This window comes from Streptomyces argenteolus (genome assembly GCF_042902585.1).
In the GTDB taxonomy this organism is placed as follows: domain Bacteria; phylum Actinomycetota; class Actinomycetes; order Streptomycetales; family Streptomycetaceae; genus Streptomyces; species Streptomyces argenteolus.
In genome coordinates, this window is sequence record NZ_JBIBEG010000008.1 from 90,559 (window position 1) to 107,006 (window position 16,448).

Below are 16,448 nucleotides of genomic sequence, written 5' to 3' on the forward strand. Positions count from 1 at the left end.
GCCTGGTGCGGTGGTGGGGCTGCTGCCCGGTTCGCGGGTCCCCCGGTCCACGCGCGAAGGCCGGGCCCTCCACCCCTGATGGAGAGCCCGGCCGGCCGTGCGGGAGCACCGCGCGGTGAACCGGTCTTCAGGACCGGGTCAGCGCCTGATCTCCTTGATCTTGAGCATGCGCGTGATGACCTTGTCGAGCTCATCGTCCTTGAAGACGTTCTTCCAGTCGTCACGGACGATCGACTCGCGCCCGTAGTCCATCGCGATCAGGCACGCGTCGGAGAACGGGTTGGACCCCTTGAGGGTGTTGGCCAGAGCGACCTGGGTGTGGCCGAGCAGCATGGCGCGGGCCGCCTTCTCCGGGACGCCCACGGTGTGCACGGTCTCGTGGAGGGCCTCGGTCAGCAGGGCGCCGACCATGCAGGCGATCGTCTCGACGAGGGTCGGCTCCAGGACCGCGAGCTGCTTGACGGTCACCCAGTGCACCTCGACGACCGGGGCGTACATGGTGGAGATGACGGCCTCGGCCAGCTCCTGGGCCGCCGGGTCGGCCGCCTCGGCGGCGGGCTCGAAGGAGGCCACGACCTCCTGCGGGGCCGCGATGCCGCCGAAGGTGTCCGCCCACTCCTCCTTCGTCGTGCGCTCCAGGAACACCGACGGGTGGCAGGGGTGCGCGACGGCGTTGTGCACGTCCGCGCGACGGGTCAGCAGACCGGCGTAGGCGGCGGCCGGGTCCAGGGTCAGCAGGATCGCGCCGGGCTTCATGACCGGGACGAGCTGCTCGGAGACCGTGCCGAGGACGACGTCCGGGACGGCGAGGATCACGACGTCGGCCCGGGCGGCGGCGTCGGCGCTGTCCGTCAGCTCGCGGCCGAGCTCACGGATCAGCTCCTGGCCCTTGGGGGAGTTCTCGGCGAAGAGGGTGGTGAAGTCGCTCTCGACCAGGTTGTCGGAGACGCGCCGGCCCATCTTACCTGCGGCCCCGATGACGGCGACGGTCCTGGATCCGGTGGCCATTACTTGCTCCTCAGAAGGGTGTTGATGCTGTGCCGGGTCCACCGGTCCTCCAGGCGGGCGGTTTCCTCGAAATCGCCCTGCCAGGGGAGCCAGTGCTCCACGATCTGGTTGATGCCGCGCTCGTCCGCCCCGACGGTGTCGATCATGTGGCGGTGGTCGAGCAGGCCCTCGCCGAGAAGGCAGCCGGCGAAGGTGAAGCCGACCCAGCCGTCACGGCGGGAGAACGAGAAGTCCTTGACGTGGATGTTCACCACGTAGGGGGCGGTGGCGTCGACGACGTCCACCGGGCGCTCCAGCCGGGCCACGCTGTTGCCCGGGTCCAGGACGACGCCGAGGTGCGGGCTGTCCACACCGCGTACGACGGCCAGCAGGTCGTCGGTGGAGACCTGCTCGTAGGTCTCCAGACCGAGCGTGACGCCCGCCGCCGCGTAGGCGGGGACGGTCTCGCGCAGCAGGGCGGTGGCCTCCGCGACCGTCGGCCGGTGGTCGGCCGTGTTCAGCATGGAGCGGACCAGGGTGACGCCCAGGCGCCGTGCGATGCGGAGGTAGGCGGCGAGGTGTTCCGTGCCGACGCCCCGGGTGCCGAGCTCCAGCGTGATGCCGTGCCCGGCGGCCGTGGCACGCAGGGCGTCGAGCCGCTCGTCGTCGTACGTCTCGATCAGCGGGTAGTCGCAGATCTGGAAGACCTCGCCGCCCAGCTCCCGGGTCTGCGCGAGCATCTCGTCGAGGGTGAGCGGGCGGGGGGCCCGGTCGGAGAGGCGCCAGAAGTAGGCGTAGGTGCTCAGGCCGTAGGACACGCGAAAGCCCCTTCCCGTGTCTCGTCGAGGATGCGTTCCACCGCCGCCGGGTCGTGGGCGAAGCGGCCGAGGAACAGCCCGTCGACGCAGGAGCCCAGCTCGGTCAGCAGGCCGGGGCCCGCGCTGCCGCCGTAGATCACGCGGCTGCCGGCCAGGGCCGGCTGGGTGGCGAGCCACGCCGTCAGGGCCTCGCAGACCGTGCGGATGTGCTCCGGGGACGCGGGCCTGGCGGCGCCGATGGCCCACTGCGGTTCGTAGGCGAGGACGACCGGGGCGGGCCGGCCGTCGTGGGCCGCGGTGGCCAGGAGGCGCTCGGCCTCGGCGACCGTACGGGCGGCGGCCTCCGCCGGCGCGACCTGGTCGAGTTCGCCGACGCAGAGCACCGGCGTGAGGCCGTTGCGCAGGGCGGCGGCGGTCTTCGCGGCGACGACCGTGTCGCCCTCGCCGAAGAGCCGGCGGCGCTCGGCGTGGCCGACCTCGGCGTAGCGCGCGCCGATCTCGTACAGGTGGGCGCCGCTGACCTCGCCGGTGTACGGGCCCGAGTCCTCGCTCGCCAGGTCCTGCGCCCCGGTCCGTACCGCCGTACCGGCCAGGATGCCGGTGACCGGGACGAGGGCGGGGAAGGCGGGCAGCACGAACAGTTCGGCCGTGCCGCCGGTGACCGCCGGGTGCCGGGCGGCCAGGGAAGCGATGCTGCGGGCCCAGTTGAGGGTCTGGTGGTGGCCGAAGTACATCTTCAGGCTCACCCCGATCGTGACCCGGGGGCTCTGCGGGGCGGACATCAGGCTGCGGCTTCCTGCTGGTTGTTCTCGTAGGCGTCCATGAGCGCGACCTTGGCGGCGGAGGCCGACGCCTCGTCGAAGCGGTACGTCAGCCACTCGGCGGCCAGCCGCCTGGCCAGCTCCAGGCCGACGACCCGCTGGCCGAAGGTGAGGACCTGGGCGTTGTTGGAGAGGACGGCGCGCTCGACGGAGAAGGAGTCGTGGGCGGTGACGGCCCGGATCCCCTTGACCTTGTTGGCGGCGATGGCCACCCCGAGACCCGTGCCGCAGACCAGCAGGGCACGGTCGGCCTCACCGCGGGCGACCATCTCGGCGGCGGCGATGGCCACCTTGGGGTAGGCGGTGAGCCCGTCCGCGTCGACACCCACGTCGGTGACGGCGGCGACGAGGCCGCTGGCCTCCAGGTCCTGCCTGAGGGCTTCCTTGTACGCGTAGCCGGCGTCGTCGGAGCCGACGACGATGCGGAGCTTTTCGGACATCAGTGGTTCTCCAGGGTGGGTACGAACACTCCGTGCACGGCACGGACGATCAGGGCGAGCGAGTGGGCTCCGGCGTCCGGGGTGCCGAGGCTCTTCCCGGCGTGCGGGCGGGCGCGGCCCATCCGGGGGAGCAGGTCGGCCGTCGCCTCCGCGGCGGCGGACGCGGAGTGCGCGGCCGTGTCCCAGGCGGCGGCCAGGGGCTGTCCCGCGTCGGTGGCGGCGGTGAGCGCGTAGGAGAAGGGGACGAGGACGTCGACCATCGTCTTGTCGCCGACCTCCGCCTTCCCGAGGCGCATGACGGCTGCCGCCGCCTCCGAGACCCCCGCGGCGACCACCGGGGCCGTGGGCCGGGCGGTGTCGCCGAGCGCGGTTCCGACGGCCCGGAGGATGACGCCCCACAGGGCGCCCGAGGTGCCACCGGCCCGGTCCGCCCAGGCGTCGGCGGCCCGGTACAGGAGCGTCCGGGCCCCGGCGCCGAGCGCCTCGGCGCGGACGGCCGCCTCGTACGCCCCGGTGGAGCCGCGCTGCATGCCGATGCCGTGGTCGCCGTCGCCGGCGACCGCGTCGATCCGGCCGAGCTCCTCGGCGTGGGTGTCGACGGTGTCCTTGAGGACGCGCAGGGCGGCGAGGGCGGTGCGGGCCGCGTCGCGCGAGACCCCGGAGGCGGGTGGGACGGCTTCGTCGGCCGCCTCGGCCGCCGCGTCGCCGGTGATCAGGTCCGCGGCCTCGACGGTGCCCTTGCGGTAGGCGGGGGCGTCGGCCGGGGCCGTCCACAGGGGTTCCAGCTCGTCGGTCAGCCAGCACAGGGTGAGCGAGACGCCGGCCATGTCGAAGCTGGTGACCAGCTCGCCGACCTCGGGGTCCACGGCCCGGACACCGGCCTCCTCCAGGAGCTGCGCGACCCGCCGGTAGACGACGAACAGCTCCTCGTACTTCACCGAGCCGAGGCCGTTGAGGATCACCGCCGCCCGCTGCCCGCGCGGTGAGGCGACGCCCTCGGGGAGCTCGCCGAGCACGGTGGAGACGAGGAGCTCGGCCGCCTCGTCGGCGGTCGGGACGGGCCGCTCGCCCATGCCGGGCTCGCCGTGGATGCCGAGCCCGACGGCCATCCGGCCCTCCGGCACGGTGAACAGCGGCCGGCCCGCACCGGGCAGGGTGCAGCCGGAGAAGGCGACGCCGAAGGACCGCGTACGGGCGTTGGCCAGCTCGGCGATCCTGGTCACCTCTTCGAGGGGCAGCCCGGCCTCGGCCGCCGCCGCGGCCGTCTTGAAGACGACCAGGTCACCGGCGACACCACGGCGCTTGTGGGCCTCCTCGGGAGAGGCGCTGGACATGTCGTCCGTGACGCCGACCGTGCGGGCGGGTATGCCCTCGGCGGCCAGCTGCTCGGCCGCCTCGCCGAAGTGCAGGACGTCGCCCGCGTAGTTCCCGTACGCGAGGAGCACCCCGCCACCGGTCTCGGCCGCCTGCGCGACCCGGCGCACCTGGTGGGCCGAGGGCGAGGCGAAGACGTTGCCGACCGCCGCGCCGTGGGCGAGGCCCTGGCCGACCAGCCCGGAGAAGGCCGGGTAGTGCCCGGAGCCACCGCCGACGACCACGGCGACCTGGCCGGGGGCGGTGCGGGTGGCCCGGACCACCCCGCCGGGGACCTGGCGGACCCTGCGGGGGTGGGCGGCGGCGAATCCTTCGAGCGCTTCGTCGGCGAAGGCGGCGGGGTCGTTGGACAGGCGGGTCATCAGCGAACCTCTGCGAGAGGCCGGCCGTGGTGCGCGTCGCGGCCCTCGGACCGCTTGGCGAGCCACAGCATCAGCGCGGCGGACATGAGCATGAAGGCCCCGACGAGGAACAGCGGCAGGTAGTACGCGCCGCTGAAGTCCTTCAGCCAGCCGGTGACGTATCCGGCGGCGAAGCCGGCCACGTTGCCCGCGGTGTTGATCAGGGCGATACCGGCGGCGGCTGCCGCGCCGGTCAGGAACTGCGAGGGGACGGACCAGAAGACCGGCAGCGCGGCGAAGATCGCACAGGCGGTGACGGTGATGACGGCGATCGTCGCGGCCGGTGAGCCCATGTAGAGGGCGACCGGGATGGAGATCCCGCCGACGACGGCCGGGGCCGCGATGTGCCAGGTGCGGACGCCGTGCCGGGTGGCGTGGCGGGACCAGAAGAAGAGGACGACCGCGGCCGGGAGATAGGGGATGGCCGTGATCAGGGCCTTGTCCATGACGCTGAACGTCGTGCCGAACTGCTCCTGGAAGTCGTTGATGATCGTCGGCAGGAAGAAGGCGAGGGCGTACAGGCCGTAGATGAAGCCGAAGTAGATGAGGGCGAGGGTCCAGACGCGGCCGTTGGTGAAGGCGGCCTTCAGGGCCTGCCTGCCGTGGCTGCTCCTCTCGTCGGCTCCCGTCTTGCCGGCGTTCTCGGCGGCCAGCTCCGTCGTCAGCCAGTTCTTCTCCTCGGCGGTCAGCCACTTCGCGTCGGCCGGCTTGTCGATCAGGTAGAACCAGGCGATGACGCCCAGCAGGATCGCGGGGACGGACACGCCGAGGAACATCACGCGCCAGCCCTCCAGCCCGAACAGCCCGTGCTGGTTGATGAACCAGCCGGCCAGCGGGGCGCCGATGACGGTGGTCAGGGGCTGCGCGAGGTAGAAGAGGCCGAGCACCTTCGTACGGTGCCGGGAGGGCACCCACTGGCTGAGGAAGAGGATCGCGCCGGGGAAGAACCCGGCCTCGGCGACCCCGAGCAGGAAGCGGAGCGTGTACAGCTGCTCGCTGTTCTGCACCCAGGTGAAGAGGAGGGCGACGATGCCCCAGCTCACCATGATCCTGGCCAGCCAGCGCCGGGCGCCGAACTTGTGCAGGGCCATGTTGCTGGGCACTTCGAGAATGATGTAGCCGATGAAGAAGACGCCCGAGGCGAAGCCGAACTGTGCCGCGGTGAGTGCGAGGTCCTGCCCCATGCCGTTCGGCTCGGCGAAGGAGACGGCCGTGCGGTCCAGGTAGTTCACGAAGAACATCAGGGCCACGAAGGGGACGAGCCGGATCGAGACTTTCCTGATCGCTGATCTCTCGATGGCTGAATGCGCAGTGGCGCCCATGGGAAGACTCCTCGCTTGCGGACCGCTTTGTCCGGTTCTGGTCTACTCCGGCAGGCGAAGTCGAACCGTTGAAGCTCGTGTTTCCAGCCGGTGAACAATCCCAAGCTAGCTCCGGAATCTAAATTGGTCACCAATTTACCAAAGTGACGTAGGTCGCTCCCCTGAGCTCTTCTCCTGGACCGATGAGCGCGTTATCGTCCGCCCGCTCCGGGCTTCCGCCACCCGGTCTGATGTACTGGTCAGCGTGTCCACGCAGCCCGAAGAGCCCGATTTCACGTCACTTCTGCGCCCCGTCGTCCGGGAGTCCTCGGTCAGTGAGGTGGCCAAGCGGCTCCTTGATCATCTGTCCGAGGGCAATCTGAAGCCGGGCACGCGCCTGCCCGCCGAGCGCCAGCTCGCCGACGCCCTCGGCGTCGCGCGCTCCAGCGTGCGCGGGGCGCTGTCGGCGCTGGACGTGCTGGGCATCATCGAGATCAGGCCGGGCTCCGGTTCGTACGTCCGCGAGGGGACCTCGGAGTTCCTGCCCCGCGCCATCAACTGGGGCCTGATGCTCGGTCAGCGCCGCACGCAGGACCTCGTCGAGGTCCGTACGTTCATGGAGGGCATGTCGGCGAGGCTGGCCGCGGACCGGGCGTCCGAGGAGGACGTCGAGCGCCTGGAGGAGCACCTGGAGCGGATGCGGGAGGCGGGGACGGACGTGAAGGCGTTCATCGACGCCGACATCGCCTTCCACCTGGAGACCGCGAACATCGCCCGCAACACGGTGCTCAGCGACATCCTGCACTCCATCCGGGCGCTGCTCCAGGTGTGGATGGAGCGTGCGGGGGACATCGAGGGCACGGTCAGCGGGACGCTGCACGAGCACGGCGCCGTGCTCGACGCGATCCGGGCCGGCGACCCCGACGGGGCGGACGCGGCGATGGCCGAGCACATGCGCCTGGCCAGCGACCGGCTGCGACTCTCGCTCCGGGGCGACGAGGGCTGACCCCCCGGGCCGGCGGCGGCTGACCCCGCCGGGTGGTGCCGGCCGGCCTCGTGCACCCGCTCCTCCGCCCCGGCGCGCCCGCGGTGGTGTCCGGCGCAGGTCCGCGCGCCCGGGCTGTCGGTTCCGGCGCGTGTCGGTGAGTCCGTGCGGTGTCGGCGTGCGCCGGCGCGTGTCGGTGAGCCCCGGTGCGGCGTGCCCCGCCATGTCCGCGTACGACGTCCTGTCCTGGCGCGGACCCGCCCGAGCCCGTGAGCCGCACCCCGGCGCCCTCGTTCAGCCGCGCGCCGCTTCCGGGGCCGCGGCCGGGGTCTTTCGCCGCCCGGCCGCGCCCAGCAGCCCCGGGAGTTCGGTGAGGGAGTCGACGCGCCAGTCGGCCGTCTCCATGACGTCGGGGTGGTCCGCCCACCAATGGCCGTACGGGCCACGGCGGATGTGTGCCGTGCGCAGCCCCGCGGACGTGGCGGGGAACAGGTCGTCGGCCGGATGGTCACCCACGTAGAGGGTGGACCCCGGGGCCGCGCCGGACACCTCCAGCACGCGGGCGAAGAACTCCCGGTGCGGCTTGGTCACGCCCCACTCCTGCGAGGTGACGACCAGATCCGCCGGCAGGTCCAGTGCCCGCAGCAGCTCGCCCGCCCGCGCCGACCGGTCGCCCGCGACGACGACCCGCAGGCCGAGCGCGCGCAGTTCGGCCAGGGCGGGCCGGACGTCGGGGTAGAGGTCCGTCTCGTCCAGGTGCTCGCCCCTGCCGGCCGCCGCCCGGGCCTGGGCCGCCTCCGTGACGTCCATGTCCGGGCGCAGGACGCGCAGGGCGTCGGTGCCGTCGCGGCCCTGCACGACCGAGGCGCCGACGAGGGCGCTGACGGTGTGCGGCGGGACTCCGAGCCAGTCGGCCCAGGACGCCCAGAGGCGGTCGTCGCGGACGAGGGTTTCTCCGATGTCGAAGACGATCGTTTCCATCACCCCTCCGAGCCTACGGGGCAAGGCGGACATAACGGCCAAGGCGCCAGCGGCGGACGGCCGGTTACGCCGGACAGAGGCCATGGTCCGGACGGAGTGCCGCGCTCGTATGCTCGGTCCATGACCGATGCTCAGCGCCCCACGACCAACGCCATGCGGCGTGCCCTGCGGCGGGCTCGCGACGGTGTCGCCCTCGACGTGGCCGAGGCCGCCGTCCTGCTCCAGGCGCGCGGGGAGGACCTCACCGATCTCGCCGCGTCCGCCGCCCGGGTCCGGGACGCGGGCCTGGAAGCCGCAGGCCGCCCGGGTGTGATCACGTACTCCCGCAAGGTCTTCATCCCGCTGACCCGGCTCTGCCGCGACACCTGTCACTACTGCACCTTCGTCACCGTGCCCGGGAAGCTTCGCCGCGAGGGCCACGGGATGTTCCTCTCCCCGGACGAGGTGCTCGACATCGCCCGCAGGGGTGCGGAAATGGGCTGCAAGGAGGCGCTGTTCACGCTCGGGGACCGCCCGGAGGACCGCTGGCCCGAGGCGCGGGAATGGCTGGAGGCCGAGGGGTACGACGACACCCTGGCGTACGTACGCGCCATGGCGGTCAGGGTGCTGGAGGAGACGGGGCTGCTGCCGCACCTCAACCCCGGCGTGATGACGTGGACGGACCTTCAGCGGCTCAAGCCCGTCGCCCCCTCCATGGGGATGATGCTGGAGACCACGGCGACCCGGCTGTGGTCGGAGAAGGGCGGTCCGCACCACGGCTCCCCCGACAAGGAGCCGGCGGTCCGGCTGCGGGTGCTGGAGGACGCCGGCCGGTCCAACGTCCCCTTCACCACGGGCATCCTGATCGGGATCGGCGAATCGTACGAGGAGCGTGCCGACTCCCTCTTCGAACTGCGCAAGACGGCCCGGGCGTACCACGGCATACAGGAAGTGATCGTCCAGAACTTCCGCGCCAAGCCGGACACCGCGATGCGCGGGATGCCGGACGCCGAACTGGAGGAACTGGCCGCGGCGATCGCCGTCGCCCGGCACATCCTCGGCCCCTCGGCCCGCATCCAGGCCCCGCCGAATCTCGTCGACGCCGAGTACGCCCTGCTGATCGGCGCGGGCATCGACGACTGGGGCGGCGTCTCGCCCCTCACCCCGGACCACGTGAACCCCGAGCGGCCGTGGCCGCACATCGACGAACTCGTCGCGCGGACGGCCGAGTCCGGCTTCCAGCTGCGTGAACGGCTCACCATCTACCCGGAGTTCATCCAGCGCGGCGAGCCGTGGCTCGACCCCCGCCTCCTCCCGCACGTGCGGGCGCTCGCCGACCCGGAGACGGGCCTCGCGAAGGAGGGCGCGATCCCCTCCGGGCTGCCCTGGCAGGAGCCCGACGAGGGCTTCAACGCCTCCGGCCGCACCGATCTGCACCGCACCATCGACACCGAGGGACGCACCGGCGACCGGCGCGACGACTTCGACGAGGTGTACGGCGACTGGGAGGCCCTGCGCGAGGCCGCCGCCCCCGGCATGGTGCCGTCCAGGATCGACGCCGACGTGCGCCAGGCCCTGAGCCAGGCCGCGGACGACCCCACGAAGCTCACCGACGACCAGGCCCTCGCCCTGCTCCACGCGGACGGCCCGGCGCTGGACGAACTGTGCGGGATCGCGGACACCCTGCGCCGTGACGTGGTCGGCGACGACGTCACCTACATCGTCACCAGGAACATCAACTTCACCAACGTCTGCTACACCGGCTGCCGCTTCTGCGCCTTCGCGCAGCGCCGCACGGACGCCGACGCCTACACCCTCTCCCTGGACCAGGTCGCCGACCGCGCGGCGCAGGCCTGGGACGTCGGCGCCGTCGAGGTCTGCATGCAGGGCGGCATCCACCCGGACCTGCCCGGTACCGCGTACTTCGACATCGCGCGGGCGGTGAAGGAACGCGTCCCCGGCATGCACGTCCACGCCTTCTCGCCGATGGAGGTCGTCAACGGCGCCACCCGCACCGGCATGTCCATCCGCGACTGGCTGACCGCCGCCAAGGAGGCCGGGCTCGACTCCATCCCCGGTACCGCCGCGGAGATTCTGGACGACGAGGTCCGCTGGGTCCTCACGAAGGGGAAGCTGCCGACCGCCACCTGGCTGGAGGTCATCAGGACGGCGCACGAGACGGGCCTGCGCTCCTCCTCGACGATGATGTACGGCCATGTCGACCAGCCCCGGCACTGGCTCGGCCACTTCAGGACGCTGGCCCGCCTCCAGCAGGAGACCGGCGGCTTCACGGAGTTCGTCACCCTGCCCTTCATCCACACCAACGCCCCGGTCTACCTGGCGGGCATCGCCCGTCCCGGCCCCACGGACCGGGACAACCGTGCCGTCACCGCGATGGCCCGCCTCCTGCTCCACCCGCACATCACCAACATCCAGACCAGCTGGGTGAAGCTGGGCACCGAGGGGGCCGCCGAAATGCTCCGCTCGGGCGCCAACGACCTCGGCGGGACCCTGATGGAGGAGACCATCTCCCGTATGGCGGGCTCCAGTTACGGCTCGTACCGCTCGATCCAGGACCTCGTGGCCATCGCCGACCTCGCCGGCCGTCCCGCGAAGCCGCGCACGACGCTGTACGGCGAGGTGCCCGAGGAGCGCGTCACGGCCGCGACGGCGTCGGACGGCCACCTGCCGGAGCTGCTCCCGGTGCTGGAGGGCTGAGGGCCCGCCGCGCGTGCTCCCCGTCGGCCGGGCCCTGGGCACTCAGCCGTGCCCGGCCGGCGGGGGCCGTAGCCGGACGGTGCTCTGGCTCCACACCCTCGGCTTGAACCGCGCGCCCGGCCGCAGGGCCCCGCCGAACTCCACGACCCGGGAGGCACGGGTCGCGGGCCGCGTCCTGACCGGCTCCGTCGACGCCTGACGTACCGGAGCCGGGCGGGCGGCTGCCCGGCAGCCGCCTGGCCGGGGCGGGGCGCGCATTCAGCCGCGGACCGGGTCCTCGCCCGCCGCCGTGGCGATCACCTCGTCCAGCACCTCCCGGGAGCGGAGGAGTTCGGCGATCTTCCGGTCGATGCGCTCGCGCTCCGTGGTCAGGTCACCGACCAGGCGCGGGGTGGCGATCGCGGACGGGCCGCCGTCCGTGTCCCGTACGCAGGGCAGCAGCTCGGCGATCTTGGAGCTGCACAGCCCGGCGGCGTAGAACTCCTGGATGCGGATGACGCGGTCGACGGCGCCCTCCGGGTAGTCGCGGTGGCCGCCGGGGGTACGGTCGGCCTTCAGGATCCCCTGGGTCTCGTAGTAGCGCAGGGAGCGTTCGCTCACGCCCGTACGCCGGGCCAGCTCGCCGATCCGCATGGTTGCCTCGCCTCCGGACTTGAACCTGACGCCGGTGTCAATTCTTACCGTTCCGGCATGACGCATGCAGCCGCTTCCCCCGCGAAGCTCTTCGAACCCGTCGCCCTCGGCTCCCTCGTGCTTCCCCACCGCCTCGTGATGGCTCCGCTGACCCGGAACCGTGCCACGCACGACGGCGTCCCGACCCCGCTCATGGCCACGTACTACGCCCAGCGCGCCTCGGCCGGCCTGATCATCGCCGAGGCGTCCACCCCGAATCCGGTGGGGCAGACGTATCCGAACATCACCGCCGTGCACAGCCCGGCCCAGGTCGCCGGCTGGCGTCGGGTGACCGAGACGGTACGGGCGCGGGGCGGCCGGATGTATCTCCAGATCCAGCACGGCGGGCGCGTCGGTCACCCCGACACCAGCGGGCTGACGCCTGTGGCGCCCTCACCGATCGCGCTGCCCGGCACGATCCACACCCCGGCCGGGCGCGTGCCCTCGGTCGTCCCCCGCGAGATGACCGCCGAGGACATCGGCTCCACCGTCGCGGACTTCGCCTCCGCCGCCCGCAACGCGATCGAGGCGGGCTTCGAGGGGGTCGAGGTGCACAGCGCCAACGGCCACCTGCTCCACCAGTTCCTGGCCCGGGGGACCAACCGGCGCACCGACGCCTACGGGGGCTCCGTGGAGAACCGGATCCGTTTCGTCGTCGAGGTCGTGGACGCGGTGGCGGCGGAGATCGGGCCGGAGCGGGTGGGGCTGCGCGTATCGCCCGGCAACACGGTCAACAGCCTCGTCGAGGGCGACACCGCGGCGATCTACCCCGCCCTCCTCGCCGCCCTGGCCGACCGGGGCCTGGCCTATCTGCACGTGGGGTACGCCGACCCGGAGGACCCCGTCTTCCAGCGCATCCGCAAGGACTGGCCCGGGACACTGGTCGCCAACCCCGTGCTGCCCGCGGCCCACATCCCGCGGGACGGCGGCATGGCCCACGGCGAGCGGCTGCTCGCCGCCGGGGCCGACGTCATCGCGCTCGGCCGTCCCTTCCTCGCCAATCCGGACCTGGTCCGCCGGATGCGCACGGGCGCACCGGTCAACAAGGTCAGGGACGCGTACATGATGTACGTCGGCGGGGAGACGGGTTACACGGACTACCCGTTCCTGCCCGCCGACGCCTGAACGGCTCCCCCCCCGGCCGTGGGGCAGACCCCGGAAAACCCTGAGCAATGCTGACCAAAGGGGGTTCTGGAGAGGTACTGCGTACATACCGCTGCACCCCTGAGACGGCCCATTCCGTTCGATTACAGTGCTTGCGCGGTCGCACACCAGGGCGGACGGAAGGGGCACGGTGAGCACAGGGACCACAGCTGTCTGGGGCCGTGTCCAGCAGCAGGACTTCCGCAGCCGGGTACGCGGTTCGCTGCTCGGGGGTGCCATCGGCGACGCGCTCGGGGCGGGGGTCTCGGGGCTCACGCTGGAGGAGCTACGCGCGGCCCACGGCGCGGACGGGGTGGCCGACTTCGTCGCCGCGCACGGCAGACGGGGGGCCGTCACGGCCGTCACCCAGCTCACCCTCTTCACCGTCGACGGCCTCATCCGGGCGCAGGTCCGGCGCGACACCGGCGCCTGGCACCCGCCCACCGACGTGTACCGGGCCCATCTGCGCTGGGCGGCGACCCAGAGCGCCTGGGGGCCCGACGAACGCCGTAAGGACAACGGCTGGCTGGCCCTGGAGGAGTGGCTGTACACCCGCCGCGCCCCCACCAGGGAGTGCCTCGTCGGCTTCGGGGACGCGACGATGGGCACCCTCGCCGTGCCCAAGAACCCTGCCGCACGGGACTCGGCCGCGCTCACCCGGTCCGCGCCGTTCGGTCTGCTGGTCGGCTGGGAGCCCCAGCTGGTACTTCAGCTGGCCGTCGAGTGCGCCGCCCAGACCCATGGGCACGCCACGGCGCAGTTCGCGGCGGGCGCGCTCGCCGTCATGGTCCACGGTCTCGCCCGTGGCGAGACCCTGGACGGCTCGGTCCAGCACACGCTGGCGCTGCTCGCCGAGCGGCCGGGCAGCGAGCAGGTCGCCGAGGCGCTGCGGCAGGCCCTCGGCTCCGTACGCCAGGGGATTCCGGGACCGGCCCTCATCGAGGCGCTGGGGGACACCGACTCCGCCGACGAGGTACTCGCGGTGGGTCTGTACTGCGCGCTGGTCGGCGAGGACGTACGCCACGGGCTGCGGCTCGCCGTGAACCACTCCGGGCCGTCCGCCGCCACGGGGGCCGTCTGCGGTGCTCTCCTGGGGGCGCTGCACGGCGAGACGTCCCTGCCGCCGGCCTGGCTGGCGGAGCTGGAGGGGCGCTCGACGCTGCTCGAACTCGCCGACGACTTCGCCATGGAGATGACCCAGGGCCCGGCCCTGCACAGCCCGACGGCGGTGGCCCCTGGCTGGCTGGCCCGCTACCCGCGGGACTGAGCGGGAGCCGGGGCGGCACAGGGCCTGGAGCCGAGTACCGCAGGCGGGTCCCTGGAGACAGCTCCCGGGGACGGCGGTGGGCGGACGCCGCCGCGTCCGCCCACCGTCCCCGCGCCCCGTGTGAGGGGGCAGGTCAGTCCTTCACGCCTTCGGGGACCCCGGTGCCCTCGGGGCCCTTCTGCAGCGGGATGCCGGCCGTCGCGGCGGCTCCGCCCACCGGGCCGGGGCCCTCCGTGTTGATCTGCTCGATCAGCGCGTCGCGCTCCGGGGTGTCCTCGGGCTTGACGAAGCCGATGACGATGTACAGCACCAGGGAGATCGCGAGCGGGAGCGCCACCTGGTACTGCAACGCCACGTCCGTCTTCACCGAACCGTCGAAGTTGTAGTTGGTGAAGTAGAAGGCCAGCAGACCGGCCGCCCAGCTGGTGAGCGCAGCCGTCGGACCCGACTTACGGAACCTGCGGAGCAGGCCCAGCATGAACGGGATCGCGATCGGCCCCATCAGTCCGGCCACCCACTTGATGACGACCGAGATGATGTCCTTGAAGGTGGGCGAGTTGATCTGGGTCGCCAGCGCCATCGACAGTCCGAGGAAGGCGAGCGTGGAGAGCCGCGCCGCCAGCAGACCGCTGCGGTTGCTCCAGGTGCGCGCCGACTTGGAGAGGACCGGCGCGATGTCCCGCGTGAACACGGCCGAGATGGCGTTCGCGTCGGAGGAGCACATGGCCATCGTGTGGGAGAAGAAGCCGACGACGACCAGTCCGAGCAGGCCGTGCGGCAGCAGCTGCTCGGTCATCAGCGCGTAACTGTCGGACGCGTCGGGCTTCTTGGCCTCGACGAGCAGCGGCGCGACCCACATCGGGAAGAAGAGCACCGTCGGCCAGACCAGCCACAGCACGGCGGAGAGCCGGGCCGAACGGGTCGCGGAGCGGGCGGAGTCCGTGGCCATGTAGCGCTGGGCCTGGTTCCACATGCCGCCGTTGTACTCGAAGGTCTTGATGAAGAGGTAGGCGAGCAGGAAGGTCACCGTGTACGGGCCGGCCGTGGGGCTCGTGTGTCCCTCGGGAAGCTTGTCCCAGACGGTCCACAGCGAGCTGAAGCCACCGAGCTTGCTCATCGCGATGACGAGCATGGTGAGTCCGGCGAAGAGCTGGATGATGAACTGCCCGAGCTCCGTGAGCGCGTCGGCCCACAGCCCGCCGACCGTGCAGTAGACGGCGGTGATGGCGCCGGTGATGAAGATGCCCTGGGTGAGGGAGATGCCCGTGAAGACGGAGAGCAGCGTGGCGATGGCGGCCCACTTGGCGCCGACGTCCACGATCTTCAGCAGCAGCCCGGACCAGGCAAGGGCCTGCTGGGTCTGGATGTTGTAGCGGTTCTTCAGGTACTCCAGCGGTGAGGCGACGTGCAGTCGCGAGCGCAGCCGGTTGAGCCGGGGCGCGAAGAGCTTCGCCCCGATGCCGATACCGATGGCGATCGGCAGCGACCAGGTCACGAAGGACGTGACGCCGTACTGATACGCGATACCGGCGTAGCCGGTGAACATCACCGCGCTGTAACCGGACATGTGGTGCGAGATGCCCGACAGCCACCACGGCATCTTGCCGCCGGCCGTGAAGAAGTCGCTGACGTTGTCCACGCGCTTGTGCGACCAGAGTCCGATCGCGACCATCACACCGAAGTAGCCGATGAGCACGGCCCAGTCGAGACTGTTCATGTGCCCCCTCCAGGGGTCCGCCTTGTGAACGGGAACGCACTTCGTCAGTACGGCCGTTCAGCGGGGCCCCGTGCGGGAACGGGGGCTTCGGGGATTGAACCGCTTGGCCGGGTCCCCGGTCAAGGTTTTCTCGATCAGAGATGTGAACGCGGATCAGCAAGTCGAACGATTTTACGTGTTCTTGACCTTGCGGGGCGTTGTCGTGAACGTGACCACGGCCACACGATGAGCGGGCACTTCGTCAGGCTGTGCAGAGATCGAAGCAAGAGGGCTCACGAACGCCGAGAACGCAGAAACGACCGCACGGGATGCGGGTCCCGTGCGGTCGGAGAAGGGGAAAAGCTGATCACGTGATGCTTGTGTACGGTGTGCGCCGACCGCGCAGTCTGTGAGGACCGCGCTGTCCGCGCCTGTACCGCCGAGGCGGTGACGAGCGGGGTGCGCCGAGCGGCGGGCGCTGTGTCCGGGTGACGCCCGGGCCCCCTCGGCCAGGACGGCGGGCCGGTCGAGAGGGCTTCTGGCGGTCGTGAGCTGACCGGAGACAGTGCTGCGCAACCGGCCGGCGCACCGGTCGGTCGTACCGGTCAGGCGTTGATGGAGCCCGATGCGACGTCCCGCACGAAGGTGTTCCACGCTCCCGGCACGAAGGTGAGCGAAGGGCCTTCGGGGGCCTTCGAGTCGCGCACGGCGATGGCCTGCGTGACGGGCGACTTCACTTCGACGCACGCCCCGTTGCCTCCGGAGTACGACGACTTCGTCCAGTTTTCCGTGGCGCCCTGAAGAATAGCCATGTTCACTCCGGTTCAGAGAGTTGATGTGAGTGGCACCAACTTCGTTCCTGTTG

14 protein-coding genes are annotated in these 16,448 nt (G+C 71.7%); 4 read left to right on the forward strand and 10 right to left on the reverse strand.

All coding sequences use genetic code 11. The annotated features are described in order from the left end of the window. Positions 1 to 138: 138 nt before the first annotated feature. The 6 genes from ACFY8O_RS25915 to ACFY8O_RS25940 are packed head-to-tail and all read right to left on the reverse strand — an operon-like array spanning position 139 to position 6,163. Positions 139 to 1,008 carry a phosphogluconate dehydrogenase C-terminal domain-containing protein gene (locus ACFY8O_RS25915; protein ID WP_387906268.1) on the reverse strand — a complete coding sequence of 290 codons (870 nt, stop codon included), beginning with the start codon at positions 1,006 to 1,008 and terminating at the stop codon, positions 139 to 141. Next, complete coding sequence (locus ACFY8O_RS25920; RefSeq protein WP_387906270.1) at positions 1,008 to 1,805, reverse strand: sugar phosphate isomerase/epimerase family protein; 798 nt, start codon at positions 1,803 to 1,805, stop codon at positions 1,008 to 1,010. Before ACFY8O_RS25920 ends, ACFY8O_RS25915 begins: the two co-directional genes overlap by 1 nt. Beyond that, positions 1,790 to 2,587 carry a triose-phosphate isomerase family protein gene (locus ACFY8O_RS25925; RefSeq protein WP_387906273.1) on the reverse strand — a complete coding sequence of 266 codons (798 nt, stop codon included), beginning with the start codon at positions 2,585 to 2,587 and terminating at the stop codon, positions 1,790 to 1,792. The genes ACFY8O_RS25920 and ACFY8O_RS25925 overlap by 16 nt, the downstream gene beginning before the upstream one ends. Beyond that, positions 2,587 to 3,066 carry a ribose-5-phosphate isomerase gene (locus tag ACFY8O_RS25930; protein WP_387906275.1) on the reverse strand — a complete coding sequence of 160 codons (480 nt, stop codon included), beginning with the start codon at positions 3,064 to 3,066 and terminating at the stop codon, positions 2,587 to 2,589. Before ACFY8O_RS25930 ends, ACFY8O_RS25925 begins: the two co-directional genes overlap by 1 nt. Continuing rightward, complete coding sequence (locus ACFY8O_RS25935; protein WP_387906278.1) at positions 3,066 to 4,802, reverse strand: dihydroxyacetone kinase family protein; 1,737 nt, start codon at positions 4,800 to 4,802, stop codon at positions 3,066 to 3,068. The genes ACFY8O_RS25930 and ACFY8O_RS25935 overlap by 1 nt, the downstream gene beginning before the upstream one ends. Next, a complete protein-coding gene (locus tag ACFY8O_RS25940) occupies positions 4,802 to 6,163 on the reverse strand; it encodes an MFS transporter (RefSeq protein ID WP_145809248.1) in 1,362 nt (453 codons plus the stop codon). The genes ACFY8O_RS25935 and ACFY8O_RS25940 overlap by 1 nt, the downstream gene beginning before the upstream one ends. A gap of 244 nt (positions 6,164 to 6,407) precedes the next feature. On the opposite strand from ACFY8O_RS25940, the gene ACFY8O_RS25945 reads away from it, so the two are divergent. After that, entirely contained in the window at positions 6,408 to 7,148 is a 741-nt protein-coding gene (locus ACFY8O_RS25945; protein WP_167526223.1) for a FadR/GntR family transcriptional regulator, read from the forward strand. Between the two features lie 273 nt (positions 7,149 to 7,421). Here the strand turns inward: ACFY8O_RS25945 and ACFY8O_RS25950 are convergent, their stop codons facing one another. Beyond that, the gene (locus tag ACFY8O_RS25950; RefSeq protein ID WP_145809388.1) at positions 7,422 to 8,108 is read right to left on the reverse strand and encodes an HAD family hydrolase; all 687 of its coding nucleotides are present in this window, start codon (positions 8,106 to 8,108) and stop codon (positions 7,422 to 7,424) included. A 120-nt stretch (positions 8,109 to 8,228) separates the two neighbouring features. Between ACFY8O_RS25950 and ACFY8O_RS25955 the strand changes: the two genes are divergently transcribed. Next, complete coding sequence (locus ACFY8O_RS25955) at positions 8,229 to 10,805, forward strand: bifunctional FO biosynthesis protein CofGH (RefSeq protein WP_387906282.1); 2,577 nt, start codon at positions 8,229 to 8,231, stop codon at positions 10,803 to 10,805. Positions 10,806 to 11,063: 258 nt separating this feature from the next. On the opposite strand, the gene ACFY8O_RS25960 is transcribed toward ACFY8O_RS25955, so the two are convergent. Continuing rightward, entirely contained in the window at positions 11,064 to 11,438 is a 375-nt protein-coding gene (locus tag ACFY8O_RS25960; RefSeq protein WP_387906285.1) for a MerR family transcriptional regulator, read from the reverse strand. A gap of 57 nt (positions 11,439 to 11,495) precedes the next feature. On the opposite strand from ACFY8O_RS25960, the gene ACFY8O_RS25965 reads away from it, so the two are divergent. Both ACFY8O_RS25965 and ACFY8O_RS25970 read left to right on the forward strand, forming a co-directional pair. Beyond that, a complete protein-coding gene (locus ACFY8O_RS25965) occupies positions 11,496 to 12,602 on the forward strand; it encodes an alkene reductase (protein WP_387906288.1) in 1,107 nt (368 codons plus the stop codon). Between the two features lie 169 nt (positions 12,603 to 12,771). Beyond that, positions 12,772 to 13,887, forward strand: coding sequence for an ADP-ribosylglycohydrolase family protein (locus ACFY8O_RS25970; RefSeq protein ID WP_145809238.1), 1,116 nt, complete (start codon positions 12,772 to 12,774; stop codon positions 13,885 to 13,887). Between the two features lie 133 nt (positions 13,888 to 14,020). Here ACFY8O_RS25970 and ACFY8O_RS25975 read toward each other — a convergent pair whose 3' ends face one another. After that, positions 14,021 to 15,604 carry a sodium:solute symporter family protein gene (locus ACFY8O_RS25975; protein ID WP_387906290.1) on the reverse strand — a complete coding sequence of 528 codons (1,584 nt, stop codon included), beginning with the start codon at positions 15,602 to 15,604 and terminating at the stop codon, positions 14,021 to 14,023. Positions 15,605 to 16,188: 584 nt separating this feature from the next. Next, on the reverse strand, positions 16,189 to 16,395 hold the full coding sequence (locus ACFY8O_RS25980; protein WP_145809235.1) for a DUF397 domain-containing protein: 207 nt from the start codon (positions 16,393 to 16,395) through the stop codon (positions 16,189 to 16,191). Positions 16,396 to 16,448 lie beyond the last annotated feature (53 nt).